This is a genomic window from Coleofasciculus sp. LEGE 07092 (genome assembly GCF_015207375.1).
Taxonomy (GTDB): domain Bacteria; phylum Cyanobacteriota; class Cyanobacteriia; order Cyanobacteriales; family Coleofasciculaceae; genus LEGE-07092.
Map to the genome: position 1 here is coordinate 1 of NZ_JADEWY010000069.1, position 23,983 is coordinate 23,983.

Annotated in this window: 24 protein-coding genes, 1 pseudogene and 1 riboswitch; of the genes and pseudogenes, 17 read left to right on the forward strand and 8 right to left on the reverse strand. The window is 41.2% G+C overall.

The window, feature by feature from the left end; genetic code table 11:
- Positions 1-13 precede the first annotated feature (13 nt).
- The 3 genes from IQ257_RS17010 to IQ257_RS17020 form a co-directional block, all read right to left on the reverse strand.
- Complete coding sequence (locus IQ257_RS17010; protein ID WP_193874569.1) at positions 14-1,186, reverse strand: peptidylprolyl isomerase; 1,173 nt, start codon at positions 1,184-1,186, stop codon at positions 14-16.
- Positions 1,187-1,399: 213 nt separating this feature from the next.
- Positions 1,400-1,537, reverse strand: a complete 138-nt coding sequence (locus IQ257_RS17015; RefSeq protein ID WP_193874625.1) for a hypothetical protein — start codon at positions 1,535-1,537, stop codon at positions 1,400-1,402.
- On the reverse strand, positions 1,530-2,126 hold the full coding sequence (locus tag IQ257_RS17020; protein ID WP_193874571.1) for a hypothetical protein: 597 nt from the start codon (positions 2,124-2,126) through the stop codon (positions 1,530-1,532). The genes IQ257_RS17015 and IQ257_RS17020 overlap by 8 nt, the downstream gene beginning before the upstream one ends.
- 380 nt (positions 2,127-2,506) lie before the next feature.
- Here IQ257_RS17020 and IQ257_RS30810 point away from each other — a divergent pair, with 380 nt between their 5' ends.
- Complete coding sequence (locus IQ257_RS30810) at positions 2,507-2,638, forward strand: hypothetical protein (protein WP_265584489.1); 132 nt, start codon at positions 2,507-2,509, stop codon at positions 2,636-2,638.
- 52 nt (positions 2,639-2,690) lie between these two features.
- On the forward strand, positions 2,691-5,885 hold the full coding sequence (locus IQ257_RS17025) for a PAS domain S-box protein (protein ID WP_193874573.1): 3,195 nt from the start codon (positions 2,691-2,693) through the stop codon (positions 5,883-5,885).
- Positions 5,886-6,147: 262 nt separating this feature from the next.
- Here IQ257_RS17025 and IQ257_RS17030 read toward each other — a convergent pair.
- Positions 6,148-6,579: pseudogene (locus tag IQ257_RS17030) on the reverse strand (sirohydrochlorin chelatase); the annotation flags it as partial.
- Positions 6,580-6,638: 59 nt separating this feature from the next.
- A riboswitch (cobalamin riboswitch) is annotated at positions 6,639-6,793 on the reverse strand.
- Positions 6,794-7,043: 250 nt separating this feature from the next.
- Here IQ257_RS17030 and IQ257_RS17035 point away from each other — a divergent pair.
- From IQ257_RS17035 to IQ257_RS17045, 3 genes are all read left to right on the forward strand, one after another.
- Positions 7,044-7,553, forward strand: a complete 510-nt coding sequence (locus IQ257_RS17035; RefSeq protein ID WP_193874623.1) for a DUF4149 domain-containing protein — start codon at positions 7,044-7,046, stop codon at positions 7,551-7,553.
- A 94-nt stretch (positions 7,554-7,647) separates the two neighbouring features.
- Positions 7,648-8,574, forward strand: a complete 927-nt coding sequence (locus tag IQ257_RS17040) for a hypothetical protein (RefSeq protein WP_193874575.1) — start codon at positions 7,648-7,650, stop codon at positions 8,572-8,574.
- A 121-nt stretch (positions 8,575-8,695) separates the two neighbouring features.
- Complete coding sequence (locus tag IQ257_RS17045; RefSeq protein WP_193874577.1) at positions 8,696-8,974, forward strand: hypothetical protein; 279 nt, start codon at positions 8,696-8,698, stop codon at positions 8,972-8,974.
- An 81-nt stretch (positions 8,975-9,055) separates the two neighbouring features.
- Here IQ257_RS17045 and IQ257_RS17050 read toward each other — a convergent pair whose 3' ends face one another.
- The 4 genes from IQ257_RS17050 to bchB form a co-directional block, all read right to left on the reverse strand.
- Complete coding sequence (locus IQ257_RS17050) at positions 9,056-9,418, reverse strand: DUF5615 family PIN-like protein (protein WP_193874579.1); 363 nt, start codon at positions 9,416-9,418, stop codon at positions 9,056-9,058.
- Positions 9,393-9,746, reverse strand: a complete 354-nt coding sequence (locus IQ257_RS17055; RefSeq protein WP_193874581.1) for a DUF433 domain-containing protein — start codon at positions 9,744-9,746, stop codon at positions 9,393-9,395. Before IQ257_RS17055 ends, IQ257_RS17050 begins: the two co-directional genes overlap by 26 nt.
- A gap of 128 nt (positions 9,747-9,874) precedes the next feature.
- A complete protein-coding gene (locus IQ257_RS17060; RefSeq protein WP_193874583.1) occupies positions 9,875-10,156 on the reverse strand; it encodes a hypothetical protein in 282 nt (93 codons plus the stop codon).
- Between the two features lie 94 nt (positions 10,157-10,250).
- Positions 10,251-11,777, reverse strand: a complete 1,527-nt coding sequence (gene bchB / locus IQ257_RS17065) for a ferredoxin:protochlorophyllide reductase (ATP-dependent) subunit B (RefSeq protein ID WP_193874585.1) — start codon at positions 11,775-11,777, stop codon at positions 10,251-10,253.
- 361 nt (positions 11,778-12,138) lie between these two features.
- Here bchB and hpsE point away from each other — a divergent pair, with 361 nt between their 5' ends.
- The 12 genes from hpsE to IQ257_RS17120 all read left to right on the forward strand — a co-directional run bounded on the left by hpsE (position 12,139) and on the right by IQ257_RS17120 (position 23,806).
- Positions 12,139-13,119: a hormogonium polysaccharide biosynthesis glycosyltransferase HpsE gene (gene hpsE / locus IQ257_RS17070; RefSeq protein WP_193874587.1), complete on the forward strand. Its 981-nt coding sequence runs from the start codon at positions 12,139-12,141 to the stop codon at positions 13,117-13,119.
- Positions 13,120-13,121: 2 nt separating this feature from the next.
- A complete protein-coding gene (locus tag IQ257_RS17075) occupies positions 13,122-14,075 on the forward strand; it encodes a glycosyltransferase family 2 protein (RefSeq protein WP_193874589.1) in 954 nt (317 codons plus the stop codon).
- A gap of 55 nt (positions 14,076-14,130) precedes the next feature.
- Positions 14,131-15,096 (forward strand): hypothetical protein, encoded by a 966-nt coding sequence (locus tag IQ257_RS17080; RefSeq protein ID WP_193874591.1) that lies wholly within the window; start codon positions 14,131-14,133, stop codon positions 15,094-15,096.
- 17 nt (positions 15,097-15,113) lie between these two features.
- Complete coding sequence (locus tag IQ257_RS17085) at positions 15,114-15,602, forward strand: hypothetical protein (protein ID WP_193874593.1); 489 nt, start codon at positions 15,114-15,116, stop codon at positions 15,600-15,602.
- A gap of 91 nt (positions 15,603-15,693) precedes the next feature.
- On the forward strand, positions 15,694-16,788 hold the full coding sequence (locus IQ257_RS17090) for a Kelch repeat-containing protein (RefSeq protein ID WP_193874595.1): 1,095 nt from the start codon (positions 15,694-15,696) through the stop codon (positions 16,786-16,788).
- A 53-nt stretch (positions 16,789-16,841) separates the two neighbouring features.
- On the forward strand, positions 16,842-17,897 hold the full coding sequence (locus IQ257_RS17095) for an aldo/keto reductase (protein WP_193874597.1): 1,056 nt from the start codon (positions 16,842-16,844) through the stop codon (positions 17,895-17,897).
- Between the two features lie 92 nt (positions 17,898-17,989).
- Positions 17,990-19,513: an alkaline phosphatase family protein gene (locus tag IQ257_RS17100; RefSeq protein ID WP_193874599.1), complete on the forward strand. Its 1,524-nt coding sequence runs from the start codon at positions 17,990-17,992 to the stop codon at positions 19,511-19,513.
- Between the two features lie 8 nt (positions 19,514-19,521).
- A complete protein-coding gene (locus IQ257_RS17105; protein WP_228060785.1) occupies positions 19,522-20,511 on the forward strand; it encodes a glycosyltransferase family 4 protein in 990 nt (329 codons plus the stop codon).
- A 12-nt stretch (positions 20,512-20,523) separates the two neighbouring features.
- Positions 20,524-20,691 (forward strand): glycosyltransferase, encoded by a 168-nt coding sequence (locus IQ257_RS30140; RefSeq protein ID WP_228060786.1) that lies wholly within the window; start codon positions 20,524-20,526, stop codon positions 20,689-20,691.
- Positions 20,692-20,760: 69 nt separating this feature from the next.
- Positions 20,761-21,663, forward strand: coding sequence for a sulfotransferase family protein (locus tag IQ257_RS17110; protein WP_228060787.1), 903 nt, complete (start codon positions 20,761-20,763; stop codon positions 21,661-21,663).
- A 22-nt stretch (positions 21,664-21,685) separates the two neighbouring features.
- Positions 21,686-22,594 (forward strand): glycosyltransferase, encoded by a 909-nt coding sequence (locus IQ257_RS17115; protein WP_193874603.1) that lies wholly within the window; start codon positions 21,686-21,688, stop codon positions 22,592-22,594.
- 3 nt (positions 22,595-22,597) lie between these two features.
- The gene (locus tag IQ257_RS17120; RefSeq protein WP_193874605.1) at positions 22,598-23,806 is read left to right on the forward strand and encodes a glycosyltransferase; all 1,209 of its coding nucleotides are present in this window, start codon (positions 22,598-22,600) and stop codon (positions 23,804-23,806) included.
- Positions 23,807-23,983 lie beyond the last annotated feature (177 nt).

Below are 23,983 nucleotides of genomic sequence, written 5' to 3' on the forward strand. Positions count from 1 at the left end.
CCCCATCCCTTTTTTATATCGCTACCTCTTCCGCTACTGCACCCTTGGCAACTTGTGGCTGCACCAAATTCTCAGCTCCTTTCACCACTTGAACGGTCTCAATTACATCGCCTTCTTGTAAGTTTTCCAGAACGTCTTTACCCTCTACAACATAACCAAAGACGGCATAGCGCCCATCCATGAGGTTGTAGCCAGGGGGGGTTACTTCGGTATCAAACTTGAAGAAGAAGAATTGAGACGAGCCGCCATTGGGATCGCTTCCCGGACGCGCTAGAGCGATCGCGCCGTATGCTGAGAATGGAAGTGCAGGTTCATCTAAGTAAAGACCAGCGTCCTCTAAGGTAATGCCATAAATTGGCTCGTCGTCACCTCGAACTAGAACTTCTAAGGGAATAGCACGGTATTCACCTGTATTTGGGTCAATAAACCCTTCTTCAGGTCCGGGTGGATCGCCAGCTTGCACCACAAAGAAGTCTTCAGCACGGGTGATTTCCAATCCATCATAGAACCCCCGCTGAACTAGATCGACAAAGTTACCAGCCGTGACTGGAGCACTGTAGCCATCAACCACTAACGTCATCTCACCTTTATCGGTTGCCATTTGTACAGTGGCACGACCCTTAAGCTGAGGCAAATTACTGTACTCTGCGGGGACTTCAAAGGGAAACTTTGTCACCATCATCTCCTCAAGCGTACCCACTTGATCGAGCAGTTTGCCCCGCTCGATCCAGACATTTTCCTTATCCTGAGCTTCGACTGCCTCTCGGAGTGAGGCAATGTCGTTCTTCATCTGGGCAATTAGAGCTTCTGCCTGCGGTTTTTTATCGTCTGGAATATCGTCAAGCACTTGATCGGTGCGATTGCTCAGAATCACATCCGCTTTGGTAATATCCCTGTTAATTGGACTCCAGCGCTTCCCCCGCAGTTGCGTAGCGATATCCTCCAGACTAGCTTGCACGTCCCGTATCGGCTGGTTGTCAATCGGTAGGGCATATCGCAACAATGCTTTCCCGTCTGTAATCGCATTCCCCCCCGCCAATCGACTTTCACGGACAGGTTGGTCGTTACCCAAGTCCCACCAAGCGCCGCTAAGACCTAGTGAAAGCGTTACTAAGAGCAGCCCTAGGAGGCTGGTTTTTATCAATCGTTTGCACCAATCGAGCATGAAAATTTTTGAAGCTCCCATAAACATATCACCCAAGGCTTTGCACCATCAGGGCTTAGGCTCACTTAAACTGCATTAAAACCATCATTTTTCATCTTGCCATAAGGCTGTCCGTCTCCAGCACTAACTTGCCTCAACTGCTGAGTTTTCATTTGTCACGTTGGGCAAAGGGGAGTAGTCCGTGGGTAGCTAGATGAATAAATCGGGCGTTGGCTAAACGTTGTTTGATTGCCGTCATAAGGGTTTGAGCTCGGCTTTACGGAAAGTGATTTCACCGGTGGGTTTGATCACCCAGATATAGAGTTCTGACTCTTTGACTTGCTGTTTACCCTCTACCTGAAAGTCATCGTAAATAATCGAATATTCAACCAAAGTCAATAGAAGCCCGACGAGAAACCCTGCGGTAAAGTGGCTGTTCCCATGCCATCGAAAGTGCCATAAAGAGAATATTCTGCCGCTCGATCGCTGGAAAACTAATCGTGTAAATCATATCGTTTTGCTCCCACATTACCGTCGAGAACGAATAGGACGGATTTTGCAGCGGTCCTTCGATCAGGTATCCTTCGACGTTTGGGGCTAAAGTAATGCGATCGCCAAGGGTTTGATGCCGCTGTAAATCCCGTTGCGCACTAGGAAAATCTTGTCGAGCGACGGCAAAACTGCCCAGCAAGCAGGAGTGAGGGCTGCGATCGCAGGTAAAAAGACTCACGGTGAAGCTGGGAGGCGTTTCTGAAGGAAAGACACGGACAACAAGTTGGTCTTTGTCAATATCTAAGGGATTGTTAAGCTGTAGTTCAGCCGGTAATCGCATTGCCAACCCTACGGGTAGGTTACTCTGGATTTGCTCTAGGTGAGGGACAAACACAGATGCAGGACGAGCTACCACTCCCGCAGGACTGCCTAAGATGGATAGAACAACAGGTATTGCCAACAAACAACGCCGCCAAATTGGGTAGAACACAAACGTTTGGGGTTTTTCTGGAACGATCAGGTCAAAGCTATCATGTTACTGAATCAGTTAGTGGGTGTCATTAACCCTCATTTTGTAAACTTTTACAAAGTAAAACTGCAGATTCTTTAAGGTGTATCCAAAAAATCTCTGTTCTCTATCACTCTTATCTTCTCACTTTCTGGGTAAAATCCTTAAAAATTATAGAGTTTTGGTAAAAATATTATAAGTGATTATAAAATTAGTTAAGATTGTAACAATTCGCTGATTCTTGATAGCGGAAAAGCTGTGACGGGAACACTGGACTAGGTAAAAGCTTAATCCCGGCTATTTTCACCGTTAAAGCCAGTAAGTTTGCTAAAGTTTTGCTGGATAAACAAAGTGCCAGATTGATGAGCAACGCAGCCTCGTCTCTAATCGTCGGTAAATCTTGGGGTGATTACAAATTAGCCATTGTCGGTGGTCAAGAAATAATGGTATTAACAACAGTAGCTGACGACCTAATCAAAACAGAGAACCATTGAACCCAAACACTGTTAAAAAACCGGGCTATGGTAAGGGAAGGAGCGCTAAGAAATGAAGACGCTTGTATTGAGCAAAGGAACAGTCGGATTTGATCGGATGTACCCAGAACGCAACCTTAGCTTGGCGGCTAGAGCGGCGTTTGACGATTTGACTCGCTTGACGACTTGTCTGACTCAGGCACCGATCGCTCTCCTGTGCTTGGTGGATGCCAAGGGGCAGTGGTTGCAGTCTCAGGTGGGATTAGAACCCGAGGCAACGGACTCTTACTTAACGTTATGTGCCGAAATAATTGCGCAACTAGACAATCGAGCCGATCCAGTGTCAATTGTTGAGGATACCTTGGTTGACCCGAGGTTTAACATTTGCACTCGGGTAACATCCTTGCAGCTTGTCAGATTTTGCGCGATGGCTCCCTTAGTCACCCATCAAGGTTTGCTCGTGGGACTGTTACTGGCAATCGACCGAATACCTCGACAGCTAACGGCACAACAGCAAGAGGCATTAGGGGCATTGAGCCGACAAGCTAGTACTCAGATAGAGTTGCACCAAAAGGTTAGAGATTTAGAAGAGTCGGCAAGTCAATACCCGCCGATGGCAGAGATACAGCCAGCATCCTATCAACACTCAGATATTCAATTGGCGCTCGATCGAGCCTCTATTGTCGCCATTACCGACTATCAGGGAAAAATTAACTACGTTAATGATAATTTCTGTAAAATTTCTAACTATTCCCGAGAAGAAGTTTATGGTAAAACCCATCATCTAATTAATTCCGATTACCATTCACCCGATTTTTTTAAACAGTTATGGACAACAATTAGCCGTGGCAAGGTCTGGCGAGGCGATATCAAAGATAAAGCAAAAGACGGCAGTTTTTATTGGGTGGATACGACCATCGTTCCCATCTTGGATAGGGAGGGCAAACCCTACGAATATATATCGATTTGCAAGGATATCACCGAACAGAAACAGGCGGAAGAAGACCAAGAGCGCTTTTTCAAGCTTTCACCCGATTTAATGTGTGTTCTTGGTTTTGATGGCTATTTTAAACGAGTTAATCCAACCTTTGAAAAAACACTGTCTTATAGTGCCGCAGAACTCCTCTCTAAACCATTGATCAGTTTCGTACATCCTGAAGACCGAGCCACAACCTTAGCAGAATTGGAGAAACTTGCCCAAAAGAGTCCTACTGTCCGCTTTGAAAATCGCTATCGCTGTAAGGATGGTTCTTATAAGTGGCTCTCTTGGAATTCCTTAGGGTTAGTTGAGGAAGGCATCGCCCATGCCATTGCCCGCGATATCACTGCCAGCAAAGAAACAAAAGCAACCTTACTGGAGCGATCGCGCCTCTCAACCCTGGAAGCCGATGTAGGTGAGGCATTAGTCGGACAAAATGGTACACTCTCGGAAAGCCTCAAGCGCTGCATGGAAGCCATGGTACATCACCTGCACGCTATTGGTGCTGGGATTTGGACGGTTGATGCGGGGGGAGCAGAAAAGCCAAATGGTGTTTCCCTGCACTTGCAAGCCTGTGTTGGGCAACTCTCCCCTGCCGAACTCTTCCCCGAATGTATCCTGCCCAACAAAAGCCTGATCGCAACGGTAGCCCAAACCCGACAGCCCCTTAACCATCCGCTTTCGACCTTTAGTGAGGGTACGGAACTCAAAACTTTCTTGGGTTGCTATCCCCTCATTGTTGATTCCCAGCTTGTGGGAGTGATTGCCCTGCACAGTCACCGACCTTTTTCTCTGGTGGTGCAAGGGGTGTTGGGATGGGTTGCTAATGCGATCGCTGTAGCAATTGACCGGGTTTGGGCTAGGGAAGAACTACTGAGTCGCCGGGAAGCTTTGCTGTTTCAGCTAGCCAGTCAAATTCGCAATTCCCTGGAACTAGATACGATCCTGGATGCAGCGGTTAATGAAATTCGCAGTTTGCTTGGGGTTGACGGCTGTCACTTTTTGTGGTGTGGCTTAGAGTCAGATAGTCCCAGTATCAACGTGACACACGAAGCACTCCGCTCCGATTTGCCTAGTTTGTTGGCAGAGTATCCCCAGTCTGAGCTGGCGCCTTTAGCCAAAGTTCTTGGTAACTTGCAGCCGTTGCAGATTGATGACGTGTCTAAGGCTTCGGATATGGAGTCCGAAATGCGATCGCTCCTAAAGAATTGGGGAATTACGTCTGGACTGATACTACCCCTTAAAACCCAAACGGGACAAGTCGGAGCCATTGTGTGCAGCCACAGCCATGAGCCGCGTCAGTGGAACAATCATGAAGTTGAACTGTTGCAAGCTGTCGTCAATCAGTTAGCGATCGCGATCGAACACGCAGAATTATTTGCCAAAACCCGTGCTGATGCTATAGCCGCTCAAAATCAGGCGCGTCAGTTAGAGGAAACATTAAACGAACTGCGGCAAACAGAAGCTCGATTGATCCAGACCGAAAAAATGTCTACCATCGGTCAAATGGTGGCTGGCATTGCCCATGAAATCAACAATCCCGTTAATTTTATCACAGGAAATCTCACCCACGCGACTAATTACATCCAAGACTTACTCGAACTGATTAACTCCTATCAGGCACACTATCTCAATCCCGTTCCGGCTATTCAAACATTGAGTGAAGATATTGAATTACCCTTCTTAATTGAAGATTTGCCAAAAATCCTGTCTTCTATGAAGATGGGTGCCGAACGTATTCACGAGATTGTCGTTTCATTGCGTAACTTTTCGCGGCAAGACCAAGCGGAAATGAAGCCAGCTAATCTCCATGAAGGACTTGAGAGTACTTTATTGATTCTTCGCAACCGCACGAAAGCCTGCGGTAATCATCCGGGTATCACCCTGATTAAAGAGTACGACAATTTGCCGCTAGTGGAGTGTTATGCGGGTCAGCTCAATCAAGTTTTTATGAATATTATCAGCAATGCGATTGATGCGCTAACCGACACTGAAGGAGAACCGAATCCCAATCCCACAATTTGGATTCGCACAGAGGTTTTAGAGAACAATCAAGTGGCTATTCGGATTCGGGATAATGGACCAGGAATGACTCAAAGCGTCGTTGAGCGGCTATTTGACCCCTTTTTTACAACTAAACCCATCGGTAAGGGAACAGGTTTAGGGTTGTCAATCAGCCACCAAATTATTGTAGAGAAACATGGAGGGAGTTTGGAATGTATTTCTGAACCGGGACGAGGAACAGAGTTTTGGATTCAAATTGCGAGTGGGCAATCCTCTGTTGATTAGATTTTTTGTTTTTATTGGGAGTAGGGAGTGGCAATTCAAAAACCACTGCAATAAGCGCCTGGATGCTGAGAACCTTGAGAAGTTACCTGAGACGTATTAGCAACTAACTCCACCCGACCATCAGTATGAACTATCCAGCCTTGAGCCTCAACAATTGGAGAGTAAGCATGAAAAAAAGTTTCCCCAGCTCCCCAGCTCCCCAGCTCCTCTGCTCCTCTGCTCCTCTGCTCCCCAGCTCCTCTGCTCCCCGACTCTCCAGCTCCCTCGGAAGATCGAGTTCAGCCAGCCGCCTACGCCATAAATCTAGAATCCCGGTAGTCATTCCAAAATGACGCCCGTAGTGAAACCTGATTTGCGGGTGTCTGGCTCTGGCTCGGTCTAACTCATTGGTGACATCAAACTTATTGTGCCGCGCTGCAAATAGCAGAATTGGCAAAACGGAGAGTTCTGTGTAGCCTTGTGCCACGCATTGGTCTACTCCTTCTTGAATCGTGGGTTCAGTCAATTCCAAAAAACAAGGCAGCACAGGTCGTGAGGTGTCTAGGGCTTGGTAGGCATTGGCAAAGTCCAAAAAACCCTGACGCCCTTCTAAATCTCTACTGCCATGACCGATCATCAACAAAGGGCGTTGTAGCGGTAGTGGTGGCAATGACAACGATTCAGGAACGAGATGAGTTGTATCGATTGTAGGCATTAACGTTTAAGCTCCCTTCCCGTGCAAGGCAGGAAATAGAGTGGACAGGCAACTTCCTTAGGTGTTCTGGCTCAGGCGGTCTGAATTATGAATTTTGGGAAAATTGTGATAATAGGTTTTGTTTGACCTTTTATCTTTCATTCTTCGTGCTTCATCTTTCCTTTCCAACCTTGACAGTTGCCGCACAGCCCCGGACTTACACCGGCGTTTCCCTAAGGTATTGAGATTTGTATGTGCCTTGATATCTTAGCGGATTCTCCCCGTCCGCAAAATGCTAGGGAGGGGCTTATATGGCTGTAGGGCTTGCTCAAAATGAAGAGTATGGGCAGCCGTCTGATCACTAAATGACAGGAGAGCGAGTAATCAAACTTTATCTTTTTGCAAACTCTTTGCAAGAATAGTTCACATTTTTTTCGGCAACTATTGGTTAAGCTGGAAGTATGAGAGAAACTCAAGGAGATTTCATGAATGCTGTTTTTGGGGCTAGCAGACAACGCCCTGCATGGCAAACACTTGTAATGTTTTCGTTAGGTTTTTGGCTGAGTGCCAGCCTAATTCTAGACTTTGCGATCATGCCTGCTCTATCAGCAGCGGGGATGATGAGTCAAGCAAGTTTTGCAACCGCTGGTTATTCAATTTTCTGGATTTTTAACCGCCTTGAAGTAGTTTGTGCTGCTTTGGTGTTAGTCAGCCTGTTGGCGCTGCGCGGTACTTCCCATCTTTATCATCATGTAAGACGCTGGTCTATTTTATTAGGAACGCTTCTGCTGGCAATTGCCCTTATTTATACCTACTTTATGACGCCGCAGATGAGTGCCCTAGCAATGCAGCTTAATGTTTTTGAGCCACCTACGGGAATGCCTGCCGGCATGATTGAGATGCATGAGGGGTATTGGTTGTTAGAAGCTATGAAGTTTGCAGCAGGTGCCACCATGCTGAGTTGGTGCTACCGCGATTCTCGTAAGCTTGCCTGACGGTGACGTTTACCCAGGATGACTGAGGCTCCTCACTAAGTGTGAGGAGCTTTTTGTTGGGCTAATACGATTTATACCTAATCCAATTGATTTCGTGAGAGGGATACTGCCTGAACTGTTTACAATCATCATTAATGAACCTTCCTCTACTACTTTCCCCAGTGATAAACATCAGCCTGGAAAGTTGTTGGAACTTCATCAAATAAGAAAGCAACAACGAAAGCAACTCCGGAATAAGGCTTGGAAATTTATTGCACAATATAGCTTACCGCAATTTATCTTGATAATCAGAGAGTTTCCCGATCCCCTTCTACTACCAAAAAAACCATCAGATAGAAATGAGGAAGATGTAATTAGAGTTCTTCGCCACGCTTATCAAAATATTACACAATGGTTGTTCTATTTGACAAAATGTGAGGAAAGATTTTTATGGTGGAAACCTACTGAAAACTATAAACCTTGGGCAGATCTATTTGTGGCTCAACTTAAATTGGCTAAAGCGGTTTACTATCACAAGGAATCAAAACCATTGTGCCAGCTTTTCACATCACCCGAACACTTATGGTTTTGGTGTCAAGTTGCTATATGCAAACAAAACTTGAAAGTAATGGGATTAGAAAATCCTATACCTTATACGCAAATAGTAAGTAAACAAGATTTCCTGGAACGGTGGAACAGAACTAACAAGATGCGTAAAGATTTTGAAAAAACACTAGAGCAAGGTGTCATATCGCCTACTCGAAGTGAATGGTTTGAGAAGCTAGATCGCTTTTTAGAGGGTGAAGCAATGAGAATTGCTCAAGTCGAGGCTAGTTGGAATAAAAAGGGTGGTGCTTGGCTGGAATATACTAATGCACAGGAACGAGCCAGAGATAAAGTTAGACACGAGAAGGATCTTCAGTGTGTGTCCCTATATCAATTTCCTGACGACAAAGAGAGCCGTATACACATTACAGGACCACATCAAAAGCTGCCCAAACCACCCAAAAGGCAAAAGAGAGGCTTTAATCCAAAACGGTAAAAGAGGATTTAGTTAAGAAGTATTAAGATTTGACCAAAAATCAGCAAGATGAGATCCGCAGGGATTTACCCCTAAATACCGATGTTTTGATTAGATCAAAGACTATTAGGAGTTAAATCTCATGCCAAAACCTAATCAAAACAACTTCTTCACTCAATCGTCTATGGTCTGTGCCCAACCTACTCAAAAGAGAATCGGGAAAGCCGGAGAACAGCAAATTATTACAGTTCCTGCCAATTCTACCGAGACACCTCTACCGCCCAAAGCCGGAGCTTTAATTCCCTTACTGATGTACGGAGGGGTGGCAGTAGCCGTTATTGTTGCAATGGCATACTTTTCCCAAATTCAGCTCAAGTCAATTACCGAACTACTTCAAGCCATAAAGAAAAAGACTAAGTAGTTAGCTCGATAGGGAACATTCAAGCCTTGTTGGATTCGTTCTGTCAGGGTTTGATCCAGCTTGTTATAGAGATTAGTAAGTTTAAGGTAATGGCAAATGAACAATTCGGTCTTGATATTCGTTTTCTTCAGAAGCTAGCGCAATCAGAATCAACTCTTCAAGATTATCGCCGATGCTTAAACCTGGATTCAGGATAAAAATTCCTGGTATGTGACGACCTTGAGTAATATGGTCAGTCAAATGTGGGGGCATAGAGGTACGGTTATTTGTCACCAACACAAATTTATACGCTTCACACCACAGTAAAATTTCTGGATCTAGTGTACTCAGAGGAGGTGTACCAGGATCTCCCACTCTCCAAACGATCAAGCTGGGTTCGCGTCGCAGTAATTGAGTCTGATATAACCGATCAACATTTTCATCCAGTAGATACTTGAGACTCATTCTCCCTCTTCATTGCCGCTCGTTTTGCTCTCAATTTCCCCAGTTTTTCCGAAACGGGTGGGGGGTTGCGTTTCTGTTCTTCTCGCGCTCTATGACCATGCTCTAGCCAATTAGCAATGTAAGCACTAACTTCTTCTTTGTTATGCAAGTAATAGAGAATCGTAGCGTAAACCTGCTCCAGAGTAACCGATGGATAAGATTGAGTGATTTCTTCTGGAGTACGACACCGATGAATAAAGTCATACAGGATAGTCTCAATTCCCACCCGTGTACCTTTGATCCTGATATCATCAGGACGCAGAAAGTTAAAATAATCTTCTAAGTGCATCTGCCTAACCCTCAAAAAAAAATCATTACTGGATGCCCTTTCATTGTAAAATATTCGACTGACATCCTTATAGAGATTCCATTAACGCCTGCTACCACTCTTATAAGAATCATCAAGGATGCTTACTCCTATCTCGACCTTGTATTCAGTTCGATGCGACTGAGAAGGTCAACGATCGCTATCAGAGCTTGGGTGATGACGTAGACTATCAAACAGCCGATTACGGCTTGCAATAGCACAACCAGTAAGGGGAAGACTACAGCAGCAGTGCGAGCTTGTAAAAATCCAGCCCCGAACAAAAAAATCAGACTGAAAGTAACGACAAGGAAATAGCCAAAATACTGAATGACTTTCAGAATTGAAATAAATTTTGTATAAAGTTTACCTTGGTCGGAATTACCCTGTGCCATTTTCAGCTAACCCTACTTCTAAAACAATGAGAGTGTCCCCAGTAAGGGAACACTCTCATGCTACTGCAAGGGAAGCGATCGCTAATTCCGTTCTCTAAGCTCCCACAGCTTCCTTCGCGGCGTACATTACTTCAAGGGTAATTTCCGCTAAACCCCGCTCCCGCGCAAACTTCTCAGTATTGCGTTTTACTTTACCGCGCACAAATCCAGGAACTTTATTCAGTTCCCCCTGCGCTTCCTTATTCCAGTTCAAGTCAGAATCAGCGGAAATCCCTTTAGTAATGACTTCCTTAGTATCATGACCGCCGAAGATTTCTAATAAGTGGTCTTCCATTCCCAAGGTGAAGGAATTATACACCAAATCGGCAACTTGGTTAGTACCTTCGTAACCCATGAATGGTTTATAACCGATGGGGAAGTTTTGGATGTGAATCGGTGCGGCAATCACACCACAGGGGATATCCAACCGCTTACCAACGTGACGCTCCATCTGAGTACCAAAGATAGCAGAGGGTTCAATGCGAGCGATCGCATCCCCAATCGCGCCGTTATCATCACTAACTAGGATTTCATCACAGTACTCGCTCACTTGTTCCTTGAACCAGTCCGCATCATATTTGCAGTACGTCCCTGCTAACACCACATGAATTCCCATCTCCCGTGCCAGAATTTTGGTCATGGCAGCAGCGTGGGTGTTATCCCCAAACACAACAGCCTTCTTACCCGTTAGGTTCTGACAGTCAATAGAGCGAGAGAACCAAGCGGCTTGGGAAACGTAGAGGGTTTGGTTGTTGATGTACTCTTCATAATCAACGTTAGCGCCTTGAACGTTAATAATCTGCTGAATCTTACGGATACAACGTGCTGTTTCCACCACACCCATCGGCGTGATATCCACATAAGGCATCCCGCACTCTTTTTCCAGGTAACGGGCTGTCATTAAGCCGATTTCCCGATACGGCACTAAGTTAAACCAAGCGCGAGGCAGATTTTTCAGGTTGTGAACCGAAGCACCTTCAGGAATCACCTCGTTAACTTCAATACCCAGGTCAGCCATTAACCGCTTCAACTCCGTGCAGTCGTGCTGGTTGTGGAAGCCAAGGGTAGAAATACCGATGATATTAACCGAGGGTTTTTCAGTTTTGCCTTCTGGCAGTTTGCCTTTCTTACGAGCTTTCTGAATATAGTATTGAACAATTTGATGCAAAGTGCGGTCTGCGGCTTGCAGTTCGTTAACCCGGTAGTGGTTCACGTCTGCCAGCATCACATCACCCTTCGCTTCTAGCTGGGCGCGCTCTACGAAGTTGCTCAGGTCTTCTTGTAGAATGCTGGAGGTGCAGGTAGGAGTCAAGACAATTAGGTCAGGGGTTTCTTCTTGATCCTTGCGGACGATATTATCCACCACTTTTTCCTGAGAACCCCGTGCCAAAACATTCCGGTCAACGATACTAGCCGTGACTGGGGTATAGTTCCGCTCCCGCTCTAGCATGGAGCGCATCACGTTGAAATAGTCATCGCCGAGGGGGGCGTGCATAATGGCGTGGACGTTTTTAAAAGAACTGGCAATGCGAAGGGTGCCAATGTGAGCCGGTCCTGCATACATCCAGTAAGCCAATTTCATACTGAGTTTTCTCCCTTGTACTGTTCGCGGAAAGCCCGATTGAGGATTGATGGGCAGTTTTTGAGTGGTCGAGTTGTAAAGTCGTTTCTGATTGTCTCAGACTTTAAGCGTATCGTGAGTAGGCATTAACAAGGAGTGTCCTGCCTGGGGAATCGCCTAAACTGGGTTACTGACTGGGATTCAGTCTAGGACTAAAGCAATAATATTGTTGTTTATCGCAATTATTTTTAATGTTTTGCTAAATTCCTCAATATTTCAGTTTCCAGCTTTTGGGTAGACGTTCGTAGGAAATATAGGTCAAATCCGGTATCAGTCCACGTAGTGATATAATTCAAAACATACTTCATAAATCATATCCTTAATGATAGATTTTAGTGTTGGTATACGTGCTTGGAATGCAGAAAATCGTATTCCTATAATTTTAGAAAAATTACGTCATCAGATAGAAATCAATTCTATTTGTTGGGAGATTATTATTGTTGATAATAATAGTATAGATAAGACAGCAAAAATTATTAAAGACTATCAAGTTCAGTGGGATCGCCCATTTCCTATTAAATATTTTTGTGAACCTCGGCAAGGAGCATTATTCGCCAGAAAAAGAGTTATTGAAGAAGCTCAAGGTGCTTTAGTTGGATTTCTTGATGACGATAATTTACCTGCACCAGATTGGGTGGCTAAATCCTATGCTTTTGGTCAAGCTCATCCCAAGGCTGGGGCTTATAGTGGTCTAATTCATGGTATTTATGAAGTAGAACCACCGAAAAATTTTAAGAGAATCGCTTCTTGTTTAGCAATTATTGAATGGGCGGAAACGGAACCCTTTTGTTTCCATTCCCAAAACAAAGGAGGACTTTTACCGCCAGGAGCGGGTATAGTGATCCGGAAACAAGCTTGGGTAGAAAGCGTTCCTGAAAATTTAGAATTAAAGGGACCTATGAGTGGTTCTTTAACCGCCAAAGGAGAAGATATAGAAGCATTTTTGTATATCAGAAATGCTGGGTGGGAAATTTGGTTTAATCCAGAAATGCACATCTACCATCAAATTCCTAAACGTCGTTTAGAGAAGGACTACTTGATGAGATTATTACGGGGTGTTGGTTTAAGTCGTCATCGGACTAGAATGTTGGGATATAAACCTTGGCAAAGACCTTTAGTAATTCCTTTCTATATGGGTAACGATTTGCGAAAATTGATTAACCACCGACTCAAATATGGAAAAGAATTAGAAAATGATATTGTGGCAGCAAGTGAAATGGAGATGTATTTGGGGAGTTTGGAAAGTCACTTGCAGGGATTAGGGAAATTTTTGAGGTTTGAAAAACCTAACAATAGCAATTGATCATGAAATACGAAAAAACTTTATTTAGTATAATTATTAACAACTATAACTACGGAAAGTTTCTGACCGAAGCAATAGAAAGTGCTTTAGCTCAAACTTACCCTAATACTGAGATTATAGTTGTTGATGATGGTTCTACAGATAACTCGCGAGAGATTATTCATACTTATGAAGAAAAAATTATCCCTGTATTGAAAGAAAATGGAGGGCAAGCTTCAGCCTTTAATGCAGGATTTAAAGCTAGTAAAGGAGAAATAATTTGCTTTCTTGATGCTGATGATTATTACTTACCAGAAAAAGCAACTCAAATTGTTGAACTTTTTGAGCAATACCCGAATGCTGGTTGGATTTTTCACAATTTAGAAAAGGTGGATATAAAAGGTTGTCCTTTGAAAATACCGGATAAACGTTGCATCAATAAATTTGAATATGTTGACCTGCGAGATACTATATTGCATGGAAAATTGCTAGACTATTGGTTTCCAGCCACGAGTGGCTTATGTTTTAAACGCGATATTATTAAGAACATATTACCAATGCCAGAGCAATTTTTAATTTCTGGTGATGCTTTTTTAAGGTTAGCTACAATTCATCTATCTCCGGGTGTACTTTCCCCAGAAAAATTTGCTATTCATCGCAGTCATGGGAATAATTTTTATGAATTTAAGAAAAATATTGGGGTTGACAGGTCGAAATTATATATTAAAGTAGCTTATTACCTTAGAAAGAGATTTCCAGAAATTTATAATTTTACAGATAATCTTTTGGCGAATTCCTTGGTTCAATTGATTAATTATACAAGCTTTAAGGAAGCCCTTCAATTGCCTGAATATCAAGCATATCTGGAACATTGTCCTCCGTTAATTTCTAGTTTAAATTTGACGATGAAAATTATTTTTACCTATGCTAAAATACAAGGGAAAAGAGTTTTAAATACTACATTCATTAGACCCTAACTTATTAATTTCAATAAAATAATTTAGAGGTTGTAATTGTATTGTCATAAAAGCCATGATTAACACAAATGCAATTCGGAAATTTCTGAGAAATAGCCTGCCAAATCTAGCCCAATCTCTAGTTAACAGTAGTTATTTAGAAAAAATTTTTTTCTATCCTAAATACCAAAAATATCTCGCAAATTTTCAAAATCAACTCCCACTAGTTACGGGGAATGATGGGATAATTGTTGAGACTTTAAAACAAAGAGGCATCTATATAACTACTCTGGAATCTCTGGCAATACCAGGTACGAAAGAGTTTATCGAAGCTGTCAATAGTCTAATGGAAGAACTCACAAAAATATCAGAAAAAAGAACCAGTAAATTTGCCATTGAATCTAACTTTGGACAGCTCATTAAATATCCAGAAATATTTAGTTGGGGTCTTGAAAATAGATTAATAAATATTGTTGCTAGTTACATCGGTACTCCCATTGCCTACGATACTTTTATGGCACATTTAAGCCTTAGTAATGGCAAAGAAACTGCAACTAGACGTTGGCATATAGACAATGAAGACAGAAAAGTGATTAAAATAATCATCTACTTTAATGATGTAGATGAGAATGGCGGACCTTTTCAATATATGCACCCTAAAATTAGTTCATCACTGTTGCAAAAAGTCAAAGACAAATATCACTTTTTTCATCATCAAGAAATAGAAGAACTAATACCTAACCCTAAAAAAGATTGGTTAACAACTTACACAGGAAAAGCTGGAACTGTGATAATTGTGGATACAGCTCATTCCTATCATCGTGGGAAACCTCCTACAAAATCTCTTCGTCGTGCGGTTACTTTCGGTTACCTTAGTCGTCGTCCACATCAACCTTTTAGAGCTGGTAGAAATCTTTTATCTAGAGAAGAATTATCTCTTCTCGCTGCAAAACTTCCTCCAGAAAAACAGGCTTGCGTTTATTGGCAAGATGCTCTTCCTACTATTGTTAAATTGATCCCTAAATATTCATACCTTTATTAAGTAAAAGGAAATTAACCATGTCTTTTATTCGTAATTTAGCAACTTCTGTTTTTTCCTATATGTATGCCCGCAGTCTCAAAAGGCAACATCTATATAAGTCCAAAAAAGATAAAATTAGAAACGATGTTGTAGATTTTGAAATTGATGAGAATGTCGGTCTGGAAGTATATTGGAAAATTCTTAAGGTAGCAGAAGGTCCGTCACTAATATTTTATGCTTTTGGTTATGAAATTCTAAGATTTGATACCTATATTAATGGACAAGGGCATTGTCACATTCAACTTATAGAATGTCAACAAAAATGTAAGTCTCGTTTGTTTTTACCAGAAAAAACAGTTGAACAACAAATTGAACGGGCAATTTTTGAACTAGAAAAAAATCTCTATTATTGGCTGCAACGTCATCCAGATAGCCAAATTCGGAAGTTAAAAGTTGACCGTTTTCGATTGAGGATAGCTACAGAAAAGGCAAAGAAAAAAATGTTAGAATTTGCGAAAAAAAATTAAAGAAAAGGCAGTATCTGCTGAATCTATAGGTTAGTAAGCTAAAATTAAATAAATTTTCGGTTTTTCAAAAAAATACTTAGAACAATTAATTATGGTTTCAATCACACAAAGACTGGAAAATTGGACAATACCCCACCGATTATGGAAAACGGGTGCTCCACTTCCTACCCCATTATTAGAAAGTGCGGCAACAGTAATTAACAACCAACTATACGTTTTTGGTGGTTTTACGTTCAGATGGCAAGCGACCAAAGATGTATTTGTCTATAATCTCGAAGCAAATCAATGGACTAAAATAGGTGAAATGCCTACTTCCGTTACTCATATCAATGCAGCGCTCGATGGGTCGCGGGTCTGGTTTGCTGGGGGATTTGTGGGCAATCATCCAGGTCCCACAACAGATGCAGTCTGGCAATATGATGCGATCGCTAATTCTTGGAAAGAGGGTATCCCACTACCTGAAACTCGTGCAGGCGGTGGACTCCAGATTATCAATGGTGAGCTTCATTATTTTGGAGGCTTTGCAGCAGACCGAGATACAACTTGTGGAGAACATTGGTCGCTCCCACCGGAGGGGGGAACGGAGTGGTTGGAAAAAGCACCTCTGCCCAATCCACGAGGTCATGTTTCTAGCATTGCGGTTGGTGACAGAATCTATGCTATTGGCGGTCAGCATCGCCATGATACTAATCCTATAGATGTTGATTCAGTTCATGTTTATGATTCGGCAAAAGATAGTTGGTTGCAGTTGGCTAGTTTGCCAGAACCCAGGTCTCACTTTGAGCCATCAACTTTTGTAATAGATGATTACATCATCATTATTGGTGGGCGTAACAATCAAAATCCCCACTTATTGAGTGAAAAATTAACAGATATATTTGCCCATAAAAATGACAAACTAATTGATGATTTTCCTCTGCAAGTTTTTCTAGCACTAAAACATTCAATTAAAGGTTATAATTATTATACAGATTTGATTCCCAAAATTACTATCTATGATATTAAGCTAGACAGTTGGACTGAACTAGCATCGTTACCAACTAATCTTTATGCCTGTATTGCTAATGTGATTAGCCAATGGTTAATTATTACTGGAGGAGGTAGAAATAGACATAATAATATGCAGTGTAGAACTTTACTTAATCAAAGTTTGATAAATGTTATTAAGGGCAGAAGTAAATTGTAAAAAAAAGAGGCTTTGAAGGAGGATAAAAAAATTAAGATTATCCACAGTTAATTATGATTAAAAAATCTATCAAAAGCTTCCTAAAATCAATCGGCGAAATTGGCAAGCAACCACCGAAACAAAGCGATGAATTAATTGCTCAAATCAATCAGACAACTATGGAATATACAACCCTAGGTCGAACTGGACTCAGGGTAAGTGTGGCGGGTTTAGGTGGTGGAGGATATAGCAAAATTGGTCAAAGCACTGACAAAAGTCAAGCAGAATCTATATATCTTATTCGTACAGCACTTGACTTTGGTATTAATTTATTTGATACCGCTGAAGACTATGATACCGAACAAATTATTGGCAAAGCAATCAAGCAAATTAAGCGTGAAAATGTGGTTTTATCTACTAAGAAAAAACTGCAAAACCAAGACCGCTTAATTACTGGCAAGGAATTAGCCATAGGAGTAGAAAAAAGTCTCCGAAAACTCCAAACTGATTATGTAGATATCTATAATTTTCATGGTGTAAACCTAGGTGAATACGAGTATGTTTTAGCAGAACTGGTTCCAGTGTTATTTAAAATGCGTGATGCAGGTAAAATTCAATTTATTGGCATCACTGAAGCATTTACAAAAGAGCCAAACCATAAGATGCTAAGGCGTGCTGTTGAAGATGATTGTTGGGATACTATCATGGTGGGGTTTAATATCCTCAATCAATCTGCACGAGAGCTAGTTCTTTCTCAAGCTACTGCGCAAAATATTGGGGTGTTGTCAATGTTTGCTGTTAGACGTGCATTAAGTAGTATGAAAAATCTGAGAAAAGCAATATTAAAATTGCAGCAAATGGGATATGCTGAACTTGAAACTTTAAATGCAGAGAACCCACTAGATTTTCTATTTAAGGAAGGTGGAGCTAAGAATATTACAGATGCAGCTTATCGCTTTTGTCGCCATCAAGCAGAAGTCGATGCCGTGTTATTTGGTACGGGAAATGTTGAGCATCTGACAGCTAATGTTGCTTCTTTATTGCAACCTCCATTACCTGAAGCTGATTTGTTAAAACTGAAAGAACTGTTTGCCAATGTTGATAATTTTACAGGGCATGAGAAACTCTGAAGTATTAATTAAGCTTGAGTTGTTTGGAAATTTATAAACTAGATTAAGTTAATTATTAGCTTATTAGTTGTTTACTGGAAACCTTTAAATATATGACAACAAAAAAACTCTTATTCATCGGCTTAGATTCTGCTGAACCAGAACTCCTCAAGCAGTGGAGTCAAGAGGGTAGTCTTCCTAATTTGCAAAACATTTGGACAAGGAGTATCTGGGGCAATGTACAAATTCCTAAAGGTTTTAGTAATGGTGCGATGTGGCCCTCTCTATTTACTGGCGTTGATCCGAGTAAACACGTTCGATACAATTACCTTAGCATTGAGCCAGGTACATACAATTTTAAGCATCAGTTTCATGAAGATACTGACTATCAAGCGTTACCGTTTTGGGTTGAGTTGAGTAAACAGGGAAAACGAGTGGGAATTGTTGATGTACCTAGAGCACCTCTGACGCGGGACATCAACGGATTTCAAATAGCTGATTGGTTAACTCATGATCGCCGAGATGCTATTCCCAGAAGTTATCCAGAGAGTTTAGCTCAATCTGTAATTGAGACGTTTGGTGAGGATGAAATAGGGGAAAGACCAGAATTATATCTTCACAATCATAGTCTTCAATCTTTTATTGACCTAATGAAAAAAAGAATTGCCGTGAGAGCTGAACAAACAATTCAACTCGCAAAACAATCAGATTATGATCTTTTTATGACCGTATTTGGTGAGCCTCATGATGTTGGTCATATGTGTTGGCATTTACATGACTGCACCCACGAAGACTATGATAGCAGCTTTGGTGATCCAGTTAAAGAGGTTTATGTAGCTTTAGATCAAGCGATCGGCAAAATAATTAACAATCTTGATTACACCGAGGTAATTCTATTTGCTGGACCAGGAATGACTAAGAATTATGCGGCTAATGAAGGTTTTGACCATATTTTACAAAAAATTGAACAAAATTATATAAAGCAATCTAAGCTGACAAAGAAAAGACATCAATCTCTGATTCCCCAAGTTAGAACTCTACTCCGAAAGTATCTACCCAAACAAGTAAGAAGTAAGATTTACGACCAAATACCTGAAGCCGTTAAGAAACAAGAAAAAAAGGTATTAGCTAGTCAACAGAGATTGTTCACGTTGCCGTTTGGAAATACGGGGTGTGCTATTAGACTAAATGTAGTTGACAGAGAACCTCATGGTTTAATTAAAAGAGGGCAAGAATATAATGAAATATGTGACTTTCTGCGCCACTCTCTTTCTACTGTGAAAAATATCGAAACAGGAACTCCTTTAGTAGAGGAAGTTATTCAGGTAAATCAACTTTATCAAGGACAAGCTTTAGATCGATTACCCGATCTTGTTGTCCTGTGGAATAGAGACTATCCGATTAGACAGGTGGGTTCAGAAGAACTAGGACAATTTGAAGTTAAATGCTATACTCGCAGGTCTGGAGAACACAATGAGAGCGCCCTATTTTGGCTGAATAGTTCATCGTTGACTGCTCGGAAACTGGAGATTACCATAAAAGTAGAAGATTTAGCACCGACGATTGGTCTTTTGTTAGATGCACCGTTAAAAGAAACAGATGGTTCACCTATTCAGGAAATTTTAGGTAAAAACTAAATAGTCTAATGAATAACTTAAAGAAAAGTTCTATTAAACTTGGTATTATTTGCAATGAATTTTTTGCTCTTTCTCAAGGTAGAATGGGAGGATTCGGTTGGGCTGCGAGTCAGGTCGCTGAATGTTTCAACTCAGACCCTGATTTGGGAGTAGAAGTAGTCTTTTTAGCAGGGGAAGCCTATGCTAAACCAGGGGAACCAGACCCGATAGTCCACAATACTCGCCTCATTCTTCGCCAGCACAATAAGCTCGCTTACGCACGACGCATCTGGCGCGAGAAAATAGACCTAATCTTATCAATCGACTACCGTCCCAACTATCGCCCTTTATTCTGGATATTGCCAAGAACTCCAATTATTTTGTGGGTGCGCGACCCCAGACCACCGGAAGATGTGGCTAAGATTGATACCGTTCGGATTCCGGGTGCAGAAAATGTTTACCCTCAAGGATTAAAGTGCTTTGACTGTACTTCTTTTGCCCAAGTATTTCGGATTTCTCAATGGTTGAGTCGCCCAGTTTTATTTGCGACTCCTGCACCGTTTTTGAAAGACAAAGTGTTGGGAACTTATGGAGTAGAACCTTCAGAGGTGACATTTCTGCCAAATATTATAGATATGGAACCAGGAGATGTTGTTAAAAGTGAGAAACCGACAGTGGTTTTCTTGGCACGTCTTGACCCCTACAAACGTCCTTGGTTATTTGCTGAACTAGCTCGTCATTTTCCTGATGTAGAATTTATTTTTATGGGAAAACTCCACTTTGAAGGAGAGGGGGCTTGGGAGCCTACTTCATTACCTGATAATGTGAAATTAATGGGTCATGTAGGGGGAGTGGATAAAATTCGGATTCTTTCGGAAGCTTGGGTTTTGATTAATACTTCTATTCACGAGGGTTTAGCTGTTAGTTTTCAGGAAGCATTGAAGTGTGAAACGCCTATTTTGAGTTGTTTAGACCCGGAAAATGTGGTTTCTCGGTTTGGCATTTATGTGGGGCGTTGAGATGGTACGGGAATGGACGGAATCCCGAAGTTTGTAGAGGGGTTGAATCGCTTTTTAGACGATAAAGAGTTACGGACTCGCTTGGGTAAGGAGGGTCGAAAATGGGTGAGTGAGAATCATAATAAGTCACATTTTGTAAAGGTATTTTATGAGTTGTGTGGTCAGGTTGGTGTTGGATGACGCCATTGAATTGTTGTTCAGAAACTGATTTGGTAGTTACAAAAATTAAGAGAGAATAAAAAGATGACAATGCCTAATTTTCTAATTATCGGTGCAGCTAAGGCAGGAACAACAGCACTATATCGTTATCTAAAACAGCATCCACAAATCTATATGAGTTCGTTAAAAGAAACTCAGTTTTTTGTATTCCTTGAAGAAGAAAATTTAAACTTTAATGCCAATGAACCATTTTTGAGAAAATATCAGCAAATTAAGGATATTGAGTCTTACCGCAATTTATTTAAAAAAGCTTCACAAGAAATAGCAATTGGTGAAGTATCTCCCTGGTATATTTATTTACCAAATATCCCTAGTAAAATTAAACACTATATTCTTGATGTGAAACTAATTGCGATGCTTCGAGATCCAGTTGAAAGAGCTTATTCAAACTTTTTGCACTCAGTTCGTGACGACCTAGAGCCAATTAATGTTGATTTTGTGCAAGCAATGGAGTTAGAATCCAAACGAATTCTCAAGAATTGGTCTCCTCGTTTTCATTATAAACAAAAGGGATTTTATTATGTCCAAATGAAACGCTATTTTGATTTATTTGAACCAGAGCAAATTAGAGTATATATCTATGAAGATTTCAAGAAAAAACAGATTAGTGTATTGCAAGATATTTATAAGTTTTTGGGTGTAGATGATAAATTTGTTCCTGATAACTCTACAAAATATAATGATTCTCGTATCCCAATAAGTCGAGTTTATAATAAAATTATGCTTAGAGCCAATCCAGCCGACTCTATTTTAGGCTCAATAATACCACCAAGTTTAAGAAATAAAATCAAAAATAAATTAATTAATATTAATCTTTCCGATCAAAAACCATACTTACCAGTGGTGGTAAGAAGAAAATTTGTAGAGGAATACCGAGAAGATATTTTAAAACTTCAAGATTTAATTCAAATGGATTTGTCTCACTGGTTATAAGTTTAGGATAAAAATATTTATTATGCAGCAATCATTAGTATCTGTAGTCATTCCTACTCATAACAGACTTCAATTTCTAAAACAGGCTGTAAAAAGTGTCAAAGGACAAACTTTTAAAAATTGGGAATTGATAGTCGTTGATGATATGTCTTCTGACGGAACATGGGAATGGCTCACCGAATTAAAAGATGAACGAATACGAGCATTTCGACTGAGTGAACAATCTTTCAGAGAGGGAGCTTGTAACAGGGGGCTAGTTGAGAGTGCTGGAAAGTTTATCATGTTCTTTGACGATGATGATTTGTTGCGTCCCGATGCCTTAGCAACACTGGTTAAACCCTTGAATAACGACCCCCAGCTAGTAGCAACTATCGGTGCAAGATGGAAGTTTAAAGAGGGGGTGTATGCTCTCAAGATTGAGCATCCAATTATTCCCTGCAAACGAATTATTTGGTCAGAACTTCTAGCAGGTTGGTCGGCTGTTTCTGGTCAAAACTTGTACCGAACTGCATCGGTGAAAGAGATAGGTGGATTTAGTCGGGATTTTTACCGGGTAGAAGATCGAGATCTATGGCTTCGACTCGCAAGGCTTGGCCCTGTAATGTTGCTACCTGCAATTACTGTGGAATACAGGGTTCACCACGATCAGTGGCGTCCAAAAAACATTGTGGAATTAAGAGAAAAGGTATTTCAAGCATTTATTGCTAGTCTTCCTGCTGAAGAACAACCAAGAGGAAAACGTATTCGAAAAAGTGCCCACTGTTCAGAAAAGGCTGAAGATGAGTACAGAAAAGGTAACTACAAAGAAGCCTTAAATTGTTATATCAAAGCTTGTAAAGCTGCACCAGAACTTGCTGTGTCACCTATTACAGGCCCACCTCTTTCTCGTGGGGTTGCTAAGTCTTTAGTGCGTTCCCTACTACCAAAATAGCCGATGAAACCAACAGTCATTATCTATCGCGACCAATTAATTCCCTACTCAGAAACCTTCATCCCAGCACAAGTCGAGAAGTTTTCATCCTATCAAGGCTTCTACGTTGGCACCTCACGCTTTCCCACTGCCAAATCAATGCTCCCCCAAGATAGAATAATTATTCTCGGTGACTTGGCATCTCCTCCCGAACTCTGGAAAACAGTTTATAAATTAACAGGCTTCATCCATCCCCGCTGGCTTAAACCTTTACAAGATTTATCCCCTCGCTTAATTCATGCTCATTTCGGTCTAGATGGGGTTTTAGTGCTGCCACTGGCAAAAAAATTAAACGTACCCCTAATTGTAACTTTTCATGGTTATTATGCTACCACAGAACTAGCACTCAATCAATCTAAAGGTTTATATTCACAAACTTGGGATTTTATCAAAAATCGCGGTCAATTTTATCGAGAACTGTATTTTAAAAACCGCGATCGCCTTTTTCAGCAAGCCCACTGTTTTATCGCTGTTTCTGAGTTTATCCGCTCTCAGCTAATTAAAAAAGGATGTCCACCTGAAAAAATAAAAGTTAACTATATCGGCATAGATGTAGATAAATTTACACCCAATCCGGAAGTAAAACGAGAAGCCATTGTTTTATTTGTCGGGCGGTTAATAGAAAAGAAAGGATGCGAATATCTAATTCGGGCGATCGCGCAAGTTCAAAAAACTATTCCTAATGTAGAATTAGTAATTATTGGAGATGGTATTCTCCGTTCTAGCTTAGAAAATTTAGCAGCAAATTCTATTAGGAATTATCATTTTTTAGGAGTTCAACCGCCTGAAGTCGTTAAATCATGGATGAATAAATCTATGCTATTATGCACACCCAGTATAACGACTTCTCAAGGAGAAACTGAAGGACTTCCTATCGTGATTTTAGAAGCAGTGGCGATGGGTTTGCCAGTTATCAGCTCTTTTCATGCAGGTATTCCTGAAGCAATAATTCATGAAGAAACTGGGTTTTTGACTGAAGAAAAAGACAGTAAAGAAATAGCTAAATATATTTTGATACTCTTTCAAAGAGTAGACCTTCGAGAAAAAATGGTACAAGAAGGACGTAAACGAATGGAAAATTATTTTCACATTAAACAAACTACTATCAAACTTGAAGAAATATACAGCAATATCCTATCGTCTAATTTGACGATAAAGGAAATCGGTTTTTAACACCAGAGGAGTTGTTAGCGCGTTATCAAAAACAGTTTGGTAACTTGCCGGAGAATGAGTAGTAGGTGCGATCGCCTCACAAGCAATTTTATCTTTGGGTCGTTTCGCTACAAATCTGTTAATCATACACTATTTCCCAACGCACTACCTTCCTCTATCATGCCCTCCTCAAATAAA